The organism is Vibrio sp. S12_S33 (assembly GCF_963889785.1).
GTDB lineage: Bacteria > Pseudomonadota > Gammaproteobacteria > Enterobacterales > Vibrionaceae > Vibrio > Vibrio aestuarianus.
Map to the genome: position 1 here is coordinate 1 of NZ_CAWPQZ010000052.1, position 19,665 is coordinate 19,665.

Below are 19,665 nucleotides of genomic sequence, written 5' to 3' on the forward strand. Positions count from 1 at the left end.
ATAGTGGTGGCCTGCCGATTTGCTTTGATTTATCAGAAGGACAACGCCACGATATAGTGCATGCCGAAAGCTTAGTTGAGCAACTCGATGAAGTTAATACCATCGTTTGTGATAAAGGATATGACAGTGAACCTTTCCGTGCTTTTGTTAAGGAACGTGGCGGAGAAACGGTAATTGCTAAACGCAATTACGGACAAGATATAGACAAAGACAGTATGGATTGGTGTCTATACAAGTATCGTCACTTGGTCGAAAATGCCTTTGGGAGAATTAAGCATTATCGAGCTATTTCAAGTAGATATGACAAGCTAGAAAGGAATTATGCCAGCATGTTATCGCTGGCATTTATGTTAATGTGGCTACCGATGTATTGTTGAACGCAAAATGTACAGCAAAGATCAACACGCCCTAGTAATGCCATACTGTTCAGCGGTTTTTTTATCTATCAAATATCCTTGCGCAGCCCCTGAAATATATTGACCTTTGCGGTAGAATTTTGCATCGCCGCCGGACATTGAATATTTTTCAGCATGAAGTGGGAACCAACCTACGGTTAGATAGGTTGCATCACCTTCTGCAATTGAAGTGTAAGCAACGTTATAATCGACCTCTTTGGTCTCTTTGACGTCATAGCCTAAAGCTTCCATTGCTTTGTTGACAATTAGAGTCTGAAACGTCTCTTCGGCAACGGTTGATTGTACTGGTTGAACACTGATGCCTTCTCCTGGCAATTTTTCAGCCCACACGCTGCTTGATAGTGCTGTTGAAGTGATGATGCTAGTGGTGATTAACGTCTTCCATGCGTAACTCATTTCTGTTCTCCTAGGTTGTTGATACTTTGCTGGTGAGTCATTTTCTGTTTGATGAGGTAAAAAATGGATACGGGACCGGTTTGGTACCAACGCGTTTTCTTATCTCGATTTTCTGTCCCTATATGCTGGGTGAGGCGGTCTAATAAAATCGCCAGTATTACAATGCCTAAGCCACCGACGGCAGCAAGACCCATATCTAAGCGACCAATACCACGCAGCACCATTTGCCCTAAACCACCAACAGCAATCATTGAAGCAATCACTACCATCGATAGCGAAAGCATCAAGGTTTGGTTGACGCCAGCCATAATGGTTGGCATGGCAAGAGGTAACTGTATACGGTAAAGCATCTGTTTTGGACTGGCACCAAAGGCGTGCCCCGCTTCGATTAGTTCTTCTGGCACTTGCTGAATGCCTAATATGGTCAAGCGAACAATTGGTGGCAGCGCAAAAATAATGGTGACAACAACACCGGGTACATTACCAATACCGAACAGCATAACGATCGGTACCAAGTACACGAAAGCGGGTGTGGTTTGCATGGCATCTAATATTGGCCTAATGAATTTGCCAGCGGTCTGATTTCTAGCAAGCCATATCCCCAGCGGTAGCCCTATGAGTAGGCAGAAGAATACAGAGGTCATAACCAGCGCAAGTGTCACCATTGCTTCTGACCAAGCGCCAATTAAACCGATAGTTATTAATGACGCTAGTGAGGCGATTCCCATTCTTGGGCCTGCAAGTTGCCAAGCAATAAGGAATAGGATCAACAGCATAAATGGAGCTGGTGTTGAAACGAGCGTTGCTTCAAAGGAAGTTAATATGAAATCGATGGGTACTCGGATCGCTTGAAATAATGGGCGGCCGTGCTGTACCAACCAATTCAGTCCCGTTTCTACCCAGTTATCAAAAGGAATCACCGCGTCTTGGAAGGGGTGAAGCCAATCGAAAGGCACGGGAGCGTCAATAGTGCCACTTAACCAGTCACCACCAGTTGGCGTTGCGGTAGCCGTTGACCATGGGTCACTACTGGCGGGAGTTATCGCAGCAGAAGCCCATGGATCAAGAGCTTCGGCTGCTTGCGTTGTATTTTCGGTAGTCATGACTATTCCCTGTCTAAAGTCTGTAATAAGCGTGATTTGGTGATGACGCCATAATAGTGTCCTTGCTTATCGACAACAGGCACGGCGTATGGCACTTCAGCGACTTGGCTAATCAATTCACCGACCGATAATTCAGGGTCAATAGTGACCGTGTCGGAAAGCAGTGCGGAGCTTAAAGAAGCTTGCTGTTTGAGTGCTTGTTTTAAAGAGTCGAGAGACACAATACCCGAGTATTTATTACTGCGGTCGACAACAATGCCGTAGTCTCTATCGTTATCCATCAATAACTGCATTGCGGCGGCAGGACCATCATTGTCATGTTTCTTGAACACGGCCGCTGGATTTTTACGAGCGATATCCTTAGCGGAAAAGACACTGGCGACATTGACACCACGGAAGAACGAACTCACATAATCATTTGCTGGGTTGTGCAATATCTCATCGGGTGTACCGGTTTGCACAACAACGCCGTCTTGCATGATGGCGATTCGGTCACCAATACGCATTGCCTCATCAAGATCATGAGAAATAAATACAATGGTGCGTTTATCGTCGTTTTGCAGACGAATTAACTCATCTTGCATTTCTGTTCTAATCAATGGGTCAAGTGCCGAGAACGCTTCGTCCATTAACAATATATCTGGGTCATTAGTGAGCGCGCGAGCAAGTCCGACCCGCTGCTTCATCCCGCCTGATAATTCATCGGGATACGAATCACAATATGCCTCTAAGCCAACGCGAGCTAGCGCTTCTTTAGCACTCTTATTGCGTTCAGGTGCTGCAATACCCGCCAGTTCTAAACCAAAAGAAGCGTTTTCAAGCACTGTCATATGCGGCATGAGCGCAAAGTTTTGAAAAACCATGGAGATATTTTTTCGTCTGACTTCGCGGAGTTCCTGTTCTGAAATATGAGCAATGTCTTTGCCTTTGAGTAAGACATTACCTTGAGTTGGCTCTATGAGTCGGTTCAATAGCCGAACCAAAGTTGATTTACCTGAGCCAGATAAACCCATAATGACAAATATTTCTCCTTCATTGATCGAAAGTGATACGTCTTTAACGCCAACAGTCAGTCCTGTTTTTTCGAAAATTTGGTCTTTGTCGAGTCCTTGAGCCAAAAGAGGAAAGGCTTGTTGTGGCGTTTCCCCAAATACCTTGTAGAGGTTTTTCACTTCTAACATGGGTGACATGATTTACATCCTTTGTTTTCGTCGTTGCTATTTAATAGTAGATAGCAATTATGTTTAGTACACTAAACATTGGTTAAGGTCATTTCAAGGTTGCTGTTGTCATATTTTTTAATGCTTTATGGTTATTATTTTGTTTTATAATGATTTTTGTGCGGATGGTTAATTGAAAATAATTCGAATTAAAATGTTTCGATGACGAATCAAGTGTTGTTTGGCAGTATTTAAGAAAATAGATTTTCGGTAGTGTTGATACTGGAAAATTGTTTGTATTTAGAACATTTTCTGTGTTGAAAAAAGAAATGGACTAGAAAGGAAGTGCGTTGTGTCACGATTGTTAGTAGTTATTTTTACATTGATGTTGGTTGTATCAACACCGCTTAAAGCGGAAGAGGCTTATTCAGATTCGCCGATTCTCGATAGGCCCCTAGTCGAGCGTTATATCTTGGATGAACTAAAATCATTACGACAAGAGCAGCAAGATCTTGAGCGGCGGATGACCATCCAAATTACAGACCGCGAGTTATCCGTCGCCGATAAATCACTCAACTATTCCAATGTGACAGTGACATACTTTTTCTATGTTATCGCGGGTGTGGCATCGTTGGTGGCATTGATAGGCTGGCAGTCTCTAAAAGAGCTAAAACATAATACGCGTGATTTAGCCGATAAGCGGTTAAACAAGATCGCTCAAGAGTACGAAAAGAAATTTCTCGCATTAGAAAGGGATTTAAAGCGTAAAACTCGCATTATCACAGAAAATAACCGTGAAATAGAAATTATTAACGAAATTCATAACTTATGGCTGCGTGCTCAGAGTATGCAAACCCCCGAGCAACGAATCGAAGTCTATGATGAAATCTTAAAAATACGCCCGGGAGATTTAGAGGCATTGACTTACAAAGCGGATGCGGCGATGGAAATTCGTGAGTATTACTGGGCATTGAGTCTATCTAACCGAGTATTAGAACTCGATGATAGAAATGCGCCAGCCTTGTACCAACGAGCTTGTGCTTATGCTCGTATTGGTGCTGAAGAGCAAGCAATTGAAGATCTGCAGCGCGCTACGGATATCAGTGCATCGTTGCGCGAAATGATCGCAGAAGAAGCGGATTTAGAAGGCCTACATGGTAACCAGAAATTTGACGAATTGATCGTTGGTGGAGCGTAGTTTTACATTGAATTTCAGTGGTTTTTCTGAACAGCCTTGCAACAACTAAACGTAATCTTAACGATAAATTATTATCATTAGACACATAACTACTTTTCTACGTTAATGCGCCTGACACACAAAGTGTCAGGTCGTGATTTCAGCATTTCTGATTCACGTTTTACTCTCTGCCCATGTGAGATTAGATGTGGAACAACCATCAAAATTAGATCGCGTTCGCGCTGACTACAATGTTCATTATTGGAGCCAAGGCTTCTACGGTATTGATAACCAAGGTGAGGTGTATGTATCCCCTCGTCATGATAAGGCACATCAAGTGCCTTTGAGTTCGATCGTTAAGCAGCTTGAAGCTCGTGATCTAAATTTGCCTGTGCTTGTGCGTTTTCCTCAGATCCTTCATCAACGTGTACACAATATCTGTGATGCTTTCAATCAAGCGATTGAAGAATACCAGTACCCGAATAACTATTTGTTGGTTTACCCAATTAAAGTGAATCAACAAAAAGAAGTGGTTGATGAAATTTTAGCCAGTCAAGCTCAGTTAGAAACTAAGCAGCTTGGTCTTGAAGCTGGCAGTAAACCTGAATTATTGGCGGTATTGGCATTAGCTCAACAAGCCAGCTCGGTGATTGTGTGCAATGGTTATAAAGACAGGGAATATATTCGCCTAGCTTTGATTGGTGAGAAACTAGGGCACAAAGTCTTCATCGTTTTAGAAAAATTGTCTGAACTGGATCTCGTGTTGAAAGAAGCCAAAAGCTTGGGCGTGAAACCACGCTTAGGTTTACGTATTCGCTTAGCATCTCAAGGTGCGGGTAAATGGCAAGCTAGCGGCGGTGAAAAATCAAAATTTGGTTTATCAGCTTCACAAGTGCTGACTGTGATTGAGCGCTTAAAAACAGAAGATCAACTCGAAGCGCTGCAGTTAGTCCACTTCCATCTAGGTTCACAAATGGCCAACATTCGTGATGTGCGTAATGGTGTGAATGAAGCGGCCCGTTTTTACTGTGAACTGCGCGATATTGGCGCGAAGATCGACTTCTTTGATGTCGGTGGTGGCTTAGCGGTCGATTATGATGGTACTCGCAGCCAGTCATCTAACTCGATGAACTATGGGTTAGTGGAGTATGCGCGCAATATTGTCAGCACCGTCGGTGATGTTTGTCAGTTATATAACCAACCGATGCCAGTGATTATTTCTGAGTCGGGACGTTCTATTACTGCGCATCATGCCGTGTTGATCACCAATGTTATTGGTACAGAAGCTTACTATCCAGAAGAAATCCCTGCGATTGAACACGATTCCCCAGTGTTATTACAAAACATGTGGCGTAACTGGGAAAATTTACGTGAAGGTTCTGATGCTCGTGCGTTGATTGAAATTTATAACGACACTCAAAGTGATTTGTCTGAAGCACATAGCCAATTCTCGACTGGTGTGATTAATCTTCAACATCGTGCTTGGGCAGAGCAGTTATCACTGCGTATTTATCACGAATTGACATTGCAGATGAGCACCAAAAATCGCTTCCATCGTCCAATTTTGGACGAACTGAATGAGCGTTTAGCCGACAAGTTTTTTGTGAACTTCTCACTATTCCAGTCGCTACCAGATGCTTGGGGAATTGATCAAGTGTTCCCTGTACTACCATTGTCTGGCTTAGAAAATGTAGAAGATCGCCGGGCGGTGATGTTGGACATTACCTGTGACTCAGATGGTGCTATTGAACAGTATGTAGAAGGACAAGGTATTGAAACGACATTGCCAGTTCCTGCCTGGAATGCGGACCAGCCATATTTAATGGGATTCTTCTTAGTGGGTGCTTATCAAGAAATATTGGGTGATATGCACAATTTATTTGGCGATACTCACAGCGTTGTAGTCAATATGACGGATAATGGAGAAGCAGAGATACTGTCCATTAATGAAGGCGATAGCGTTGAAGACATGATGCGTTATGTACACATCGATGTTGATAAGATCCGTACCAATTATCGTGAGTTAGTTAGCCAATGTGTTGCCGCTGATGAACAAGAAAAAGTATTGCTAGAGCTAGAGCAAGGCTTGAGCGGTTACACTTATTTAGAGGATTTTTAAATGAATGATTTGTTTACAAAAACTGATTATTCGCTGTATTCCAATGCGATGACTTTTGTTCGCCGTCCATATGTAAAGAACCCAGTTAGCGCAGATGCTGATGTTGTGGTTTTAGGTGTGCCATTGGATATGGCGACGTCGGGACGTCCTGGTGCTCGTATGGGGCCTGATGCGATACGCCGTGCATCGGTTAACTTAGCGTGGGAAGGTAAAAAATTCCCGTGGGATTTTAACCTTTTCAATGACACTAAAGTGATTGATGCCGGTGATTTGGTGTTTGATTGTGGTGATGCAGAAGATTTCACGTATCGATTAGAAGCGGCAACTGGCGAAATTTTGAAAAGCGGTAAAACCATGCTAGCACTAGGTGGCGATCACTTTATCACTCTGCCGATCCTGCGAGCTTATGCAAAATATCATGGTGAAATGGCGTTGATCCATTTTGATGCTCACACCGATACCTATGCCAATGGTAGCGCTTATGATCATGGCACTATGTTTTATCATGCTCCGAAGGAAGGGTTGATCTCGGCCAAGCATTCGATTCAGATCGGTATTCGTACGGAATACAAACAAGAAGGCCACGGCTTTAATGTGATTAATGCGATGCAAGCGAATGATCTCTCCGTCGATGAGATAGTTGCTCAGATTCGCGCAACAATTGGTGACAAACCGGTTTACCTCACGTTTGATATCGATTGTCTTGATCCCGCCTTTGCTCCCGGGACCGGAACTCCGGTTTGTGGTGGTTTAAACTCAGACAAAGTCCTCAAAATTATCCGCGGATTAGCAGGGATAAATCTTGTCGGTATGGATGTTGTAGAAGTTTCCCCACCTTATGACCAAAGTGAGGTGACAGCTCTGGCTGGCGCGACTATCGCTTTAGAACTGCTTTACGTTTGGGCTACTTCACAAAAAATAGCCTAAATATAAGGTTATATAATTAGGCGCGTAGTCTTTTTATTCACTGCGCGCCGTTCTTTTATTCAAAACTTATAAATAAAACTTCCTTTATAAATCATCGTGTTGTTCTTAACTGTCAACGCGTATGAACATCATCAGATAATAAATCATTGTGACACCACTTGCATAATTACTTTTCTTGTACCAATTTAATCAGGTTGGTTAGGTGTTTCTATGGTCTTTCATTCATATTAATAATATGACCAAGTTTCACCTTATTTTTATACACTGTAGCACGGTGAGGGTGAATCATGGCTTTAGGTTTTAAAACTAGAATATACGTGAGTGTTGCGATTTTGATTGCAACATCCTTAATTATTTTGGGTTCGATTAATATGTTGTCGCTGAGAGATAAAATGATCACCTCTCTCACCACTGAAACTCAGAATAAGCTCAATTATCATGTCTCTGAATTAGAGTCTTGGGTGAAAAATCGTTACCAAGCGGTCATGCAAGGGTCTAAGCACTTCAGCACGGATTTATCCGATCAAGAAAATGTAAAGTTGGTTCGCCTGTTGGCAGAAAGTGCACAGATTTCTAATGTGGTTATGGTCTATGACGATGGACGCTCATACATGTCGTTTGGTAGCGATGATGGTGTGTGGACTGGTAAGCAAGACTTCAAATCCCGCAGTTTGTATCAGCAAGCAAAAACGTCTCAGTCTGCATTCTTAACCGACATTTATGAAGATCAAGTCACCGGCAGTCGTGTAGTCAGTGCTGTGACGCCTGTTTACGCCCAAAGTCGCTTTATCGGTGTACTGCTAGGTGATATTCAACTTGGTGAGGTCATCGAGCAAGTGAGTAACATGCGGTTTGCTGGTGGCGCTGCCACCTTAACTGACAAACATGCGGTATTTTTCGCTAGTGATGACCCAGGTGATATTGGACGTACACCATCCCAAGTCAGTTCTAATTTCAGCGAAATGGAGAGCCTGTTTAGTAAACAGGACTCAGGAAACTTGTCATTCCCTTATCTTGGTATTGAGTTTGATGGTTATTTCAAGCGCGTAAACTTAACGGACAATATGTATTGGACACTGATGGTGTTCGTCGATAAAAACACGGCTTTATCCGAAGTTTATGAGGCGCAAAAGAGTGCTATCTACACCAGTATTATGTTATTGGTTGTGAGCATTGCTGCCATCTTTTTTATCCTGAATCAGATCTATAAACCTTTGCTACGTTTGAAAAAAGCAGTACTCGCTCTTTCACAAGGTTCTGGGGATTTAACTCGACGTCTGGATGTGCATGGTGAAGATGATTTGGCTCAGATCAGCCAAGGGTTTAACTTGTTCTCTGAAAACTTACAAAAAATGATGCTGCAAATCGCCGATGCTAGTCGCAATATTTCCTCCAATATTGAGCAGTTAGGACAAACCGCTAAAGAAAATGAGCATATGCTGCTTTCGCATTCTTCTGAGACAGAGCAGGTTGTGACTGCTATTACCGAAATGAGCGAGAGCGCTAGGACAGTGGCTGAAAGTGTCACTCAATCGACTAACATCACGGACTCTGCTAGCAAAGAAGCGAAACAGTCGATCATTATTGTCAACAATGCTGTTGATACGGTTAGCTCGTTGGTCAGTGATGTAGATCAAATGTCTGAACGTATTGCGAATATGAACAAAGACGCGATTAAGATCAGTGAAGTACTGACGGTTATTGGTGCTATTTCCGAGCAAACAAACTTGCTGGCCTTGAATGCTGCGATAGAGGCTGCGCGCGCAGGTGAACAGGGAAGGGGCTTTGCGGTGGTGGCCGATGAGGTGCGTGCTTTGGCGGCGAGGACGCAAAATAGCACGACAGAGATCTCGGACATGTTAGCTAAGTTACTTGAAGGCACGGACAGTGTGGTTGCTGCTATGAACAAAACCAAAATGCAGTGCCAAACTACCGCCGACAAAACATCTGAAGTTTCAGGCAGCTTGAACATGATGGGTAACTCAGTAACCGAAATCGATGATTTAAGCACTCAAATTGCAGCGGCAACCGAACAGCAGAGTACGGTTGCAGAAGAACTGAGTCGAAATATGCTCGCTATCAGAGATATCGTTGAATCATTGGTGGTGAGTGGTCGACAAACGGTCAGTGCTACAGAATCTTTATCTTCATCCAATCATGAACTTGATCGTTTAGTTGCTAACTTCAAGCTGAAGTAGAGCAAGCGTAACGATTCGTGCTTATCACGAATGACTCTGGAGAAATGACGATGAAAACGGCATCCAAACATTTATTGTTAAAAAAACAAGCAATAGATTGTATTGGGTTAGATGAAAAAGCGAATCAAGTGACATCTACCTTTAATCTGAAATTTGAAAAAATGCGGGCGCAGTTTTTTGCCAGAGATCCTAAATTATGGCCGCTATATCGAATTCACGATATTGCTGACTGGCTCGACGGGCGCCGATTAAATCATTGCCCAGCAGCGATTTCGTCTTCTCTACAACAACAGTTACTAAACATAAATCATATTCCTAATGATTCGTGTGATGTCATGCATCCATTCGATAATCTGGCACTTTATGCCGCCAAACATTCGAAAAATTGGGATGATCCGCGTTCGGTTGAGAATGTGATTTCAACCCCTTGTGACCCTGCTATTCACGGTGCATTACTTGCGATCATTGCCAATCCTAATTTAGTGTATAGCGAGTATGCAGGCGATGCAGTAGAGCTTGAGAAATTGGTGGTTAGACAAATTGCTAACTTAGTTGGTTACAACGTTGAGCAATCCAGTGGTTTGTTTACTCAAGGGGGAACATTTTGCAACTTGTATGGCTATTTATTGGGGATCCGTAAAGCGTTGTGTCATTCGGCTATGCATGGGCTGGCTGAAGAAGAGTACCGTATCTTTAATTCTGAAGCGGGTCATTATTCCAACATGACCAACTTATCTTTACTTGGTCTTGATATTAAAGGAAAAGTAATACGAATTAAGGTCAATGATAATAATCAAATGGATATCACAGAGCTAGAGCAGCAGTTGACCTGGTGTTTTAAGCACAATATTCCAGTTCCTGCCATTATGCTCACCTTTGGCACTACAGATACTTTCGCTATTGATGATATTGAACGTGTATACAACATTAGAGAGAAGTTGTGTGAAGAATATTCGGTTGCTACGAAACCCCATTTGCATGTTGATGCGGCGGTAGGTTGGAGCATGTTATTTTTCAAAAATTACGATGTCGAACGCAATCCATTGGCGATAAATGCAGCGACACTAAACGGGATCGTCTCGCTACTGCCATATATTAATAGCCTAAAATTAGCGGATTCATTTACCGTTGATTTTCAAAAGTGGGGGTATGTGCCCTATACTTCGAGTTTACTGATGGTGAAAAATAAGCAAGATCTTGCGGCGTTAAAAACCGATCCAAGCTATTACTCATATTTTGAACATACACAAAGTGAAGAGACACAATTGCAGTCGACGATTGAGTGTTCACGTAGTGCAGTTGGCGTTTTTTCTGCGTATTCTGCACTGCAATATTTAGGCGTTGAAGGCTATCAAATTGCTATTGCGAATACCTTACAAAATGCCAACTTTTTACGTTGCCAACTAGTCAAATTGCCTCATTGTTGGGTAGCAGCACTGGCAAATCAGGGCCCATGCGTGGTGTTCCGTCTTTATGAGCCGCAAAAAGTAACTTGCCCAGAAAAGATGTTTGAACAGGAAATGGCGTCTGGTGGGAAAAATGGAACGATTGATTCAATGATTGAAAATACGCTATATCACCGACAACAATTTTTACAGCGTAAAGGTATGCACTTAAACACCAACTGGGTCGGCTCTATTGCGCGCACTCGCTATGACTTGCAAGGCCATTGTTTACATATCCCTGGAGAAAAAGCGGTATTGATGAATCCTAATACAACTCGTGCGCACATTGAACGTTTCGTTCATAGTCTGGATGCGGATTAGGTTGGACTAGGAGTGCAGCCCCCACGGTTTGCAAAACCTTTAAAAAGAGAGATATGCATTCCAAATGGTTAGAACCTGGTATCGCAATCGGTGATTATTACGTTGGTCTGACATTATGCTGGTCCGTTTTTGCCATTTTCAATGGAGTTAGAATAGCGATAGAAGAGGGAAGTGGTGGAGTTTAACAAAGAAGATAGAAATGCGTTGTACGATGCCTGGATGTCGCAAAAAGCGAAAATGCACTTAACACAAATGGAAGTTTCGAAAAGGTTAGGCATTAGCCAAGTTGAGCTTTCTAATTTATTACGTGGTAATGCACCGTTATCGATGAGCTTTATTAATCAGTTTTGTCAGCATTTGCATATTGAACCACGAAATGTGTTGCCATCGCTGAAGTTGAATTCAAACATCGGTGAAAGGACGATTAGTTTACAAAATCGAGTCAGTGTCGATGGTGAAATTCAACGTGTTTATATCGAGGGAAACCAAGTTATTATCGATTATGTACATCACATCCACTAGATAAATCATCAGTGTGTGGCTTATCTAGTGGATCACAACCAGTGCAGCTATTGGGCATTTAAATCGGCGTAACGATACAGTAGGTCGGTGAGTATTTTAGACCAAGCAAAGGCATCCGTTGGACGTTGGCGAAGAATATTTTCAACTTCAGCACAGTGAACCGATAAGGTAATACTTTTTTCAAGGCAGAATGATAACGCATAGAAATGCCACAGCACGAGCCGGATCATTCTTTCACTATTTTGATTGGCATTATCTGAATCAGAAAAGAGCGCAGGTATTTCACTTAACGCGATGGCGTGCATACGGAGCATGGCGTCAAATTGAGCGGCCTGCAAACGCGCTTCATCTTTCACTTCTTCTTGCTCAAAAGTAAATAGCTCATTCATCATCGTTTCAGGAACCAGGCGATGAAGCAGGCGAAGGCTAAATTCTTCCAGTTCTTCGCGTGGCATGGTGTTTAAACATTCGTAAGCGTAGTCGCGCTGCATGGTTGGATCTCTTTAAATGGTGTGCACATTAAATTGGGCGCACATTGTAACCGGTTTTTATCTTAGTGCCAGAACCGTTGTTATTGGCTCTTTATCACCGGCTTAAAATCCGCACCAAGCTTAGTGTATGTAAAATGGTTTACTGGCAACTTTATTTTTCACCGCACAATTCAATGAAATAGTTAAGTATGATGCGTCAATTAAGATATTTGTTGCATAAGCAATATCATCTCTAAAAGTTAATTAAATAGTTGCTCCTCTATTTAGCCACTAATTATGAACCAACAGAAAATTAAAGGAATAAGAATGAAAAAACATTGTTTAGTCGCGTCGATGGTGGTGTGTTTTGCAGGTATGGCACAAGCATCGGATTGGGGGTATGAGGGAGAGCATGGACCAGAACATTGGGGACACGTTTCGAAAACTTGTGAAGTGGGCAAAAATCAAAGTCCGATTGATGTTACACGTGCGCTTGAGGCTGATTTAAAACCTTTGGATATTCACTATTCGGGGAAAGTGACCACATTAACCAACAATGGTCACACTTTGCAGGCTTCGGTTTCAGGTGATAATCATATGGTTCTTGATGGCGTCGATTTTGAACTAAAGCAATTTCATTTTCATACACCATCGGAAAACCTTATTAAAGGAAAACAATATCCGTTGGAAGCGCATTTTGTGCATGCCGACAATGCAGGGAACTTGGCAGTTCTCGCTGTGATGTTTGAAGTAGGCCAACAAAATGAGCAGCTTGCAAAATTAGCTTCAAACCTGCCAACAAGTGGCAAGAGTGTAACGTTAGCACACGAGTTTGATGTTAACTTGTTACTTCCGAAATTGAATAAATACTATCGTTTTAATGGTTCGTTAACGACGCCACCGTGCAGCGAAGGTGTACGCTGGTTGGTGTTAAAACATGCTCAAACATTGTCTCAGCAGCAAGAAAATGTATTGAACTCGATGATGGGCAATAATAACCGTCCTGTGCAAGCGCATAATGCTCGTGTTGTGTTGAAAAACGATTAGTCGATCATGTAAATAAGCGAGGTCATTGATGACCTCGTTTTTAGACTGAATTTGCGCTCAGAGCACCTAAAGTATAACGACTTGCACTGGCAAGAGAGAGCGGTTTGGAGAACCAATAACCTTGTAGATAAGTTGCTCCCATTTTTTTGAATTTTTGATACATATCAGCTGTTTCAATGCCTTCAATAACAATGTCAACATTGTTTGAACGGCACAATTGAATCAGACATTCGAGGTATTGCTCTGATGCACGGTTGGTTTGTGTTTTCCAGGCAATAGTTTTATCAATTTTAATTTGGTTCAGTGGAAGATCGAAAAAGCTGTTAAGAGAACTAAAACCAGCGCCAAAATCATCCAAAGAGAGTAAGAAGCCCATTTCACTGAGTGAATGAAGTTGATTTAGCGCATTCTTATCCCCATCTAAGATCACGGTTTCCGTCAGCTCTAACATAATGGAAGAGGAGGGAACATCGGCAGTCTTTGCCATCATTAAAATGTTACTTGGGAAGTTGCTGTTGAGTAACTGAAGAACAGAAACATTGATATTTACGCGAATATTAACGCCATTTTGCTTGTTATAACGACCAATAAACTCACAGGCTTTTTCAAACACAAAATAGCCTAAATCAACGATTAATCCTTTCTTTTCTGCCACTGGGATAAATTCGTCAGGAAAGATCTCGCCAAATTCTGATGAACGCCAGCGCATTAGCGCTTCAAAGCTTGAAACTTTGCCTGATTGTGCGTTGATGATAGGTTGAAACTTGACTGACAGAGAGCGTCTATCCAGTGCTTCTTTTAACCCACGTTCAATGAAGAAGAAGCGATCGACATTTTTTTGTGTTCGCCCACTATAAATCTCAATTCGCGAGTTATTTTTAGCGCTAGCAAACTGACAGGTTCGGGATGCAATGTTGACTAATTCTTCTGCTCGGTAGGTATTGTTGAGATTAGGTAACACTCCAATACTGATATCGTTACCATAAAGATGCCCATGTTCAGTAGCTGATTTCGAATAATGCTTCATGATCTGCGAGCAGATATGTTTTAGCTCATCATATTGATGGTTACCTTTAAGCAAAATGGCGAAATCATCAGAACGAATACGGTAAAAGTCAGCCAACTCATCCGAAATTTCATGCAAAGCGCTGATGACATGGTTGAGTAGGGCTTTAACAATACCTGTACCGTACTGGTTTAAATAGGACTTGATATCGTCGAGCTGAATGTAGATTAAGGCATAAGATCCAGTATTTTTATTGGTGATCTCATCGATATCAAGGAGTAACTTAGTACGATTGTATAGCCCTGATGCACTGTCGAAAAAAGCCGCTTGATGAATATAGTCTTCCATTAATTTTTGGTCAGAAATATCCTTATGACTACCAATCATAAAATGTTCACCATCAATAGTCTTGGTGATAGCATTACCTTCTAGCCATATGTATTGACCATTGTTTTTCTTTACTCGGTATTGAATTGTGGCCCTTGACGCATCAGTTATGATATGTTCATCCACTCGATGTTGCAGAAGTTTTCTGTCCATAGGATGGACAAGCGTTAGCCAATCAGAAAAAGTCAGCGTGTCACTTTCAATACCAAATTGATGATAAAAATCAGGGTTATAGAGCATCATTGTTTCATCGTTGCCCATGTAAAATAGACCTTCGTTAAAAAAATCGAAGATATGGACTAAACGTTGATTTAAAACATCATTATCGCGGTCGGTAATTAAAAGCTCGTCCTGTGGTAACGACATAGATAAAACACCCTAGCCTAAGCAGAAATTGGGACAGTCTATGAGTCACGCATTTGGTGACATGTAGATTTTAATATTTAACTCAATATAAATACTATAGCGTGTGTAACAAGATGTCTCAATCATAAACTATTTGTACAAAAATAGATAATGTAGAGAGGCTTAGCAAATTTGTTTTGGTGGGAGAAATGTTCTTAAAAGGCAAACATAAGAGAAGCGGCTGATTCACCGCTTCTACAAAGTCATAGTGTTAACGGTCCCAGTAAGCCTCTTCTAGACTATCTTCACGTTCTGGCAGGGCTCGTGATAAACGTGGAGAATGCTGGGTTAGTACTTCATAGCTCACACGGTTTGCGTACTTACAGATCTGTGAAAGAGAAGAGTAGGTTAAGTAAGGCTTATCATGTTTGGCGGAGTTAGGAACATTACGTTGGTGGTAGCTATTAGACGCCATATCATGCAGCAATGCAGATAACGCACCATCACCTGCACCATTGGTGTTCTTGATCTCTAATGGTCCACCCAAATAAGGGCCGATATGCGAATAGACCCTAACGGGTTTATCGCAATCTTGTTTCCTCATTGCGCGGCTAAATTCGTATTTATTGAATTCTGCAATATTGCCTGGCAGCAGTGGTAACTCGGTTTCACGCTTTGACTCTTCGTCGGTGTAACTGGCCATGTAAAGACCTACTGGCCCGGCTGTACAGAGGATAAGGTCAACCCATTCAAGTGCTTTATCGGCGGCGAGTAAGGGATCTTTCTCGCCAGTTAACGCTTCGCCTTCTTCTTCATTCATCGCCACTACAGTAATATTTTCTTTAATGTAGTCTTGCCACCACTTAGCGTTGCCTTCGATCACATATTTTGTGCCCAAGGTTAGCACGACAGGAATGTTTTTTTCTTTAGCGAACTCAATGGCACGTTTGACCGCAAGAGGCATCGGATCTTCTGGTTTTCCACGCATCAAATATGAAGAAACCACTAAAGCCGACGCTTTTTCAAATACCTCTTTAGGGATGCTATCTGGGCGAAGTTTATTCATGTGCCCTTCGTTAATGGCGAAGGTTCGTTCTCCATCATCCGAAATTAAGGTGTAGCAACGTCCGATAGGGCCATCAACCGTTTGAAGGTGGTTGAGGTTCATGCGTGAAGATGTTCTGCACAAATAACGGTAACTGTATGAGCCCACTTCAATATTTTTCGACATAACGCCTAACAATACAGATTTACTGTCGGCGAGGACCGAATAATTGTGTAGAGTGTTACCGATAGTATCTCCCGGATACTGATGGGTAATTAAACCTCGTTCCACTAACTCTTCATAGAGCGCATCGGCTTTGCTTTCTTCTAATACCAAAGAGTGACCTTTACTCAATTGATATTTTTCTAAGAATTCGTTGTCCACACGAGCTTCAATATCAACAATAGTCTGTCCAACACCGACTATCGTCGGACGATGCAGCTTCGGTGTTTGTTGAATTTGATTGACTAAAGGGTCACGAGCATGGGTTGGAAAGTAATGCTTAGATTTACGCTGTCCAGGAAATTTCATGTTGAAAAATGGAATTGAAAATTTTCAGCATGGTATCACAAAAATGAAATATTACTTTCATTTTATTGCACAAAAAGGCGACCTAATCTTCGGGTCGCCAATGTTTGTGTACGACTTACCCCCTAACTGGGCTAAGGGATGAATAAATGGTAGTTAAATAGCATTTATTCAAGTTGTTAGGGTATATGTTTAAATTCAGGTTATTGAGTTGCTTCAGGTTGAGCGACATAAGCTTGGGTACCCCAGAGTGGCACGGTTGAAAGGCTATGCTTAAAGCTACCGTCAGTTTCTTTGGTTGTATAAGAAAGGTAGAGAAGCGTCTGATTTTCTGGATCATAAATTCTTCTTACTTTCATCGTCTTAAAGAAAATACTCTTTGATTGCTTAAAAACAACTTCACCAGATTTACTCTTATCAATTTTAGCGATCATCTCGGGGGTAATTTCACCAGTTTGACGACATGAAATTGAGCTGTCACTGGGATCTGAAAGGCTTAAATCCGCTTTGATAGAGGCAATGTGACAAGTAACACCAGTCACAACGTCATCCTTTAACTGATCGATTTTTATGTCTTTTAAAGTAAACCAACCAAGACCTACATCGCCTACTTCGTTATCTGAACAGCCCGCGAGTAGAGTAGATAGCCCGATTGTTAACAGTAGCTTTTTCATTTTTATTCCTTAGTTTTTTAGCGACTCTCTCATTACAAATGAATTTGAAATTGCATGGTCAAAAACAAGATCGATCATGCACATGGGTTGGCCTAATTATGGTCGTAATGCTAATGCGTTATCGATGTCTTGTGCACAATGACGTTCTGGTACTCGTTCCCACTCTTCGCCTTGTGAGCGGTTGATCAAGCGACCACGTTGCACCCCAGTTCTTGCTTCAAGCATTTTTGCCCAACGCATTACATGCACATAAGTTTCCACTTGCAAGAACTCAGCGGCATCGTACAGATTACCGAGCACCAAATTACCGTACCACGGCCATATAGCTATATCGGCAATCGTGTACTCTTCACCGGCTATATAAGTATGCTTGGCTAATTGCTTGTCCAAAACATCGAGTTGTCGTTTAACTTCCATTGCGAAGCGGTTGATTGGGTATTCCATTTTTTCATCGGCGTAAGCGTAAAAATGCCCAAAACCACCACCTAGAAATGGAGCTGAACCTTGTGCCCAAAATAGCCAATTAAACGTTTGAGTTCTGGCACTGCCAGCCTTCGGTAAAAACTGACCAAATTTCTCTGCTAAGTGCACTAAAATTGAAGCAGATTCAAAGACATTAATCTCTTCCTCTGCCGATTTATCAACCAGAGCTGGAATTTTTGAATTTGGGTTTACAGCAACAAATCCCGATGAAAATTGCTCACCTTCGCCAATGTTAATAAGATAGGCGTCATACTCTGCTTCATTTATACCTAAAGCTAACAGTTCTTCTAAAAGAATCGTCACCTTTTGTCCGTTAGGTGTACCGAGTGAATAAAGCTGTAAAGAGTGCGCTCCTACAGGTAAGGCTTTATCATGAGTTGAGCCTGAAATAGGGCGGTTAATGTTAGCCCACTTATTACCGCCAGTTGTATCATGAATCCAGATTTTCGGTGGTGTGTATTTATTGCTCATCATTTTCCCTATTTATGATTAACCTACAAATGTGCTTTTGTTACCGGCTTTCAAAACGAATAACATTTGTTTTGAATCATCCGTAATTTGGATGAGGGTTTAGTGTTGTTAAGGGTAAGGCATGCCTTACTTGAGAACCAAGAGTATATATTGTTGCTGCGAATTATTGAACGCCCTCTATTTCATACCCTTTATTCTCTTGTTAATTGAAGCAGCGGTGCCATTGACTCTTTCAGTTACAACGTTTATCCATGCTTATCGGAGAAATTCTTTTGCAGCGTAATCTCGAAATAAATTTAGTGGGTAGGTATTTAATTGCGGTACTGTCAGGAATTACTTGTCGCACAAGGGGTTGGTTAGTATCCTGCCTGCAATAATGAAAAGAAGAAGATCATCATGACAAATAACCTACCTAATGTGGCGGCAATTAAAAATCAGTGGCTATTTTCCCAAGTTGATGTGGAGTTTCCGACTCAAGAAAGCCTTCAGGGGCGGAGTTTGTATCAAAAAGCGCTCGTTGAACGAAGCTACCGCTTGCTAGAAGCGTCAGAGAAAGCTCTAGATGAAAGCTTGCTTGATGATGTGTACTTGGTTGATTTTCATCGTCAGACAATTTGGTTTGCAGTTTTACAAGCTAACTTATGGGCTAATGAGGAAGATAAAGCCAATATTATCGAGTTTTTTACTCAGATCATTTATGCACAGCCGTGTGAGTTGTATTTAGGCTTTCACCAAGGTGAGCCAGTGGCGGCGGGCTTAGTTACCCATAGTGACGATGAAATTTTGGTTTCCGATCTTGTGATGTTGGATAGACATGCATTTGGCAGTTCGGTAAATTTTGCAGCGTTATTACTTAAAAAATGGTCCAATGATCACAAATTGAGTAATAATGTATATATAGAACAATAGGTTATCATGATGGCTTGGTATTCAGGGCTATCTTCAATTAGTTTAACGAGTTTTTCTTCTAGCTTTGTGATTTGATTGTTCATTGCCGCTAGTATCGGCTTGATGGTCGAGTGAAGAGATTTTGGGAGTATCTGAATTCGGTTTTTTTCCATCGTCTGCATAGATAATAACTGATTGCGTCGGATTACTAAGTCACTCATTAAGCGTATATTTTTTGCCTTGATGACAGTCAGGGTTGGCTTGATGGCTTCGCCATAATGAGCATCCATTGACTCAGTTTGTCAGACTTAAACTTGGCCCGCCGTAATGCTGCTCTTGCCCCATGAACAAGTAATGACCGTATGTAAGTGTTACCTTGTTTAGTGATGCCCATAAGCATCACATTGCCGCCTGTTGTGTTCTGCCTTGGAACCAGCCCCATCGCAGCAGAGGCGTCTCGTCCCGTTTTGAACTGTTTCCCTGTGCCTAACCATACCGCTACGGCTTGACTGGTGAGTGGCCCAAAGCCAGGGATAG

16 protein-coding genes and 3 pseudogenes are annotated in these 19,665 nt (G+C 41.9%); 9 read left to right on the plus strand and 10 right to left on the minus strand.

Annotation, left to right across the window (positions count from 1 at the left end):
- Positions 1 to 377 (plus strand): transposase (locus tag AACW06_RS16925; protein ID WP_192075966.1); only part of this gene is annotated, 377 nt, incomplete at its 5' end.
- 33 nt (positions 378 to 410) lie between these two features.
- Here the strand turns inward: AACW06_RS16925 and AACW06_RS16930 are convergent.
- From AACW06_RS16930 to proV, 3 genes and pseudogenes are all read right to left on the minus strand, one after another.
- Positions 411 to 812, minus strand: a pseudogene (locus AACW06_RS16930) (glycine betaine ABC transporter substrate-binding protein); the annotation flags it as partial.
- On the minus strand, positions 809 to 1,915 hold the full coding sequence (proW, locus tag AACW06_RS16935) for a glycine betaine/L-proline ABC transporter permease ProW (protein WP_192075967.1): 1,107 nt from the start codon (positions 1,913 to 1,915) through the stop codon (positions 809 to 811). The gene proW and the pseudogene AACW06_RS16930, both read right to left, overlap by 4 nt.
- 2 nt (positions 1,916 to 1,917) lie before the next feature.
- Positions 1,918 to 3,105: a glycine betaine/L-proline ABC transporter ATP-binding protein ProV gene (proV, locus tag AACW06_RS16940; protein ID WP_192075968.1), complete on the minus strand. Its 1,188-nt coding sequence runs from the start codon at positions 3,103 to 3,105 to the stop codon at positions 1,918 to 1,920.
- Between the two features lie 355 nt (positions 3,106 to 3,460).
- Here proV and AACW06_RS16945 point away from each other — a divergent pair, with 355 nt between their 5' ends.
- From AACW06_RS16945 to AACW06_RS16970, 6 genes are all read left to right on the plus strand, one after another.
- Complete coding sequence (locus tag AACW06_RS16945; RefSeq protein ID WP_192075978.1) at positions 3,461 to 4,273, plus strand: TPR end-of-group domain-containing protein; 813 nt, start codon at positions 3,461 to 3,463, stop codon at positions 4,271 to 4,273.
- 187 nt (positions 4,274 to 4,460) lie between these two features.
- On the plus strand, positions 4,461 to 6,371 hold the full coding sequence (gene speA / locus AACW06_RS16950; RefSeq protein ID WP_192075979.1) for an arginine decarboxylase: 1,911 nt from the start codon (positions 4,461 to 4,463) through the stop codon (positions 6,369 to 6,371).
- A complete protein-coding gene (gene speB, locus AACW06_RS16955; protein WP_192075969.1) occupies positions 6,372 to 7,298 on the plus strand; it encodes an agmatinase in 927 nt (308 codons plus the stop codon).
- A 287-nt stretch (positions 7,299 to 7,585) separates the two neighbouring features.
- On the plus strand, positions 7,586 to 9,496 hold the full coding sequence (locus tag AACW06_RS16960; RefSeq protein WP_192075970.1) for a methyl-accepting chemotaxis protein: 1,911 nt from the start codon (positions 7,586 to 7,588) through the stop codon (positions 9,494 to 9,496).
- A gap of 50 nt (positions 9,497 to 9,546) precedes the next feature.
- Positions 9,547 to 11,262 (plus strand): pyridoxal phosphate-dependent decarboxylase family protein, encoded by a 1,716-nt coding sequence (locus AACW06_RS16965; RefSeq protein ID WP_192075971.1) that lies wholly within the window; start codon positions 9,547 to 9,549, stop codon positions 11,260 to 11,262.
- A gap of 174 nt (positions 11,263 to 11,436) precedes the next feature.
- The gene (locus AACW06_RS16970; RefSeq protein WP_192075980.1) at positions 11,437 to 11,784 is read left to right on the plus strand and encodes a helix-turn-helix transcriptional regulator; all 348 of its coding nucleotides are present in this window, start codon (positions 11,437 to 11,439) and stop codon (positions 11,782 to 11,784) included.
- Positions 11,785 to 11,831: 47 nt separating this feature from the next.
- Here the strand turns inward: AACW06_RS16970 and AACW06_RS16975 are convergent, their stop codons facing one another.
- Positions 11,832 to 12,275: an exoribonuclease R gene (locus tag AACW06_RS16975; RefSeq protein ID WP_192075972.1), complete on the minus strand. Its 444-nt coding sequence runs from the start codon at positions 12,273 to 12,275 to the stop codon at positions 11,832 to 11,834.
- Positions 12,276 to 12,581: 306 nt separating this feature from the next.
- On the opposite strand from AACW06_RS16975, the gene AACW06_RS16980 reads away from it, so the two are divergent.
- The gene (locus tag AACW06_RS16980; protein ID WP_192075973.1) at positions 12,582 to 13,301 is read left to right on the plus strand and encodes a carbonic anhydrase; all 720 of its coding nucleotides are present in this window, start codon (positions 12,582 to 12,584) and stop codon (positions 13,299 to 13,301) included.
- Positions 13,302 to 13,341: 40 nt separating this feature from the next.
- On the opposite strand, the gene AACW06_RS16985 is transcribed toward AACW06_RS16980, so the two are convergent.
- The 4 genes from AACW06_RS16985 to yghU form a co-directional block, all read right to left on the minus strand.
- Complete coding sequence (locus AACW06_RS16985; RefSeq protein ID WP_192075974.1) at positions 13,342 to 15,060, minus strand: EAL domain-containing protein; 1,719 nt, start codon at positions 15,058 to 15,060, stop codon at positions 13,342 to 13,344.
- A gap of 250 nt (positions 15,061 to 15,310) precedes the next feature.
- The gene (locus tag AACW06_RS16990; RefSeq protein ID WP_192075975.1) at positions 15,311 to 16,615 is read right to left on the minus strand and encodes an inosine/guanosine kinase; all 1,305 of its coding nucleotides are present in this window, start codon (positions 16,613 to 16,615) and stop codon (positions 15,311 to 15,313) included.
- Between the two features lie 200 nt (positions 16,616 to 16,815).
- A complete protein-coding gene (locus AACW06_RS16995) occupies positions 16,816 to 17,286 on the minus strand; it encodes a CreA family protein (RefSeq protein WP_192075976.1) in 471 nt (156 codons plus the stop codon).
- 96 nt (positions 17,287 to 17,382) lie between these two features.
- Positions 17,383 to 18,240: a glutathione-dependent disulfide-bond oxidoreductase gene (gene yghU / locus AACW06_RS17000; protein ID WP_192075981.1), complete on the minus strand. Its 858-nt coding sequence runs from the start codon at positions 18,238 to 18,240 to the stop codon at positions 17,383 to 17,385.
- Positions 18,241 to 18,636: 396 nt separating this feature from the next.
- Here yghU and AACW06_RS17005 point away from each other — a divergent pair, with 396 nt between their 5' ends.
- Positions 18,637 to 19,149, plus strand: a complete 513-nt coding sequence (locus tag AACW06_RS17005; RefSeq protein WP_192075977.1) for a hypothetical protein — start codon at positions 18,637 to 18,639, stop codon at positions 19,147 to 19,149.
- 11 nt (positions 19,150 to 19,160) lie between these two features.
- On the opposite strand, the pseudogene AACW06_RS17010 reads toward AACW06_RS17005, so the two are convergent.
- Positions 19,161 to 19,412: pseudogene (locus tag AACW06_RS17010) on the minus strand (IS110 family transposase); the annotation flags it as partial.
- Positions 19,409 to 19,665 (minus strand): annotated as a pseudogene (locus tag AACW06_RS21065) (transposase); the annotation flags it as partial. The pseudogenes AACW06_RS17010 and AACW06_RS21065, both read right to left, overlap by 4 nt.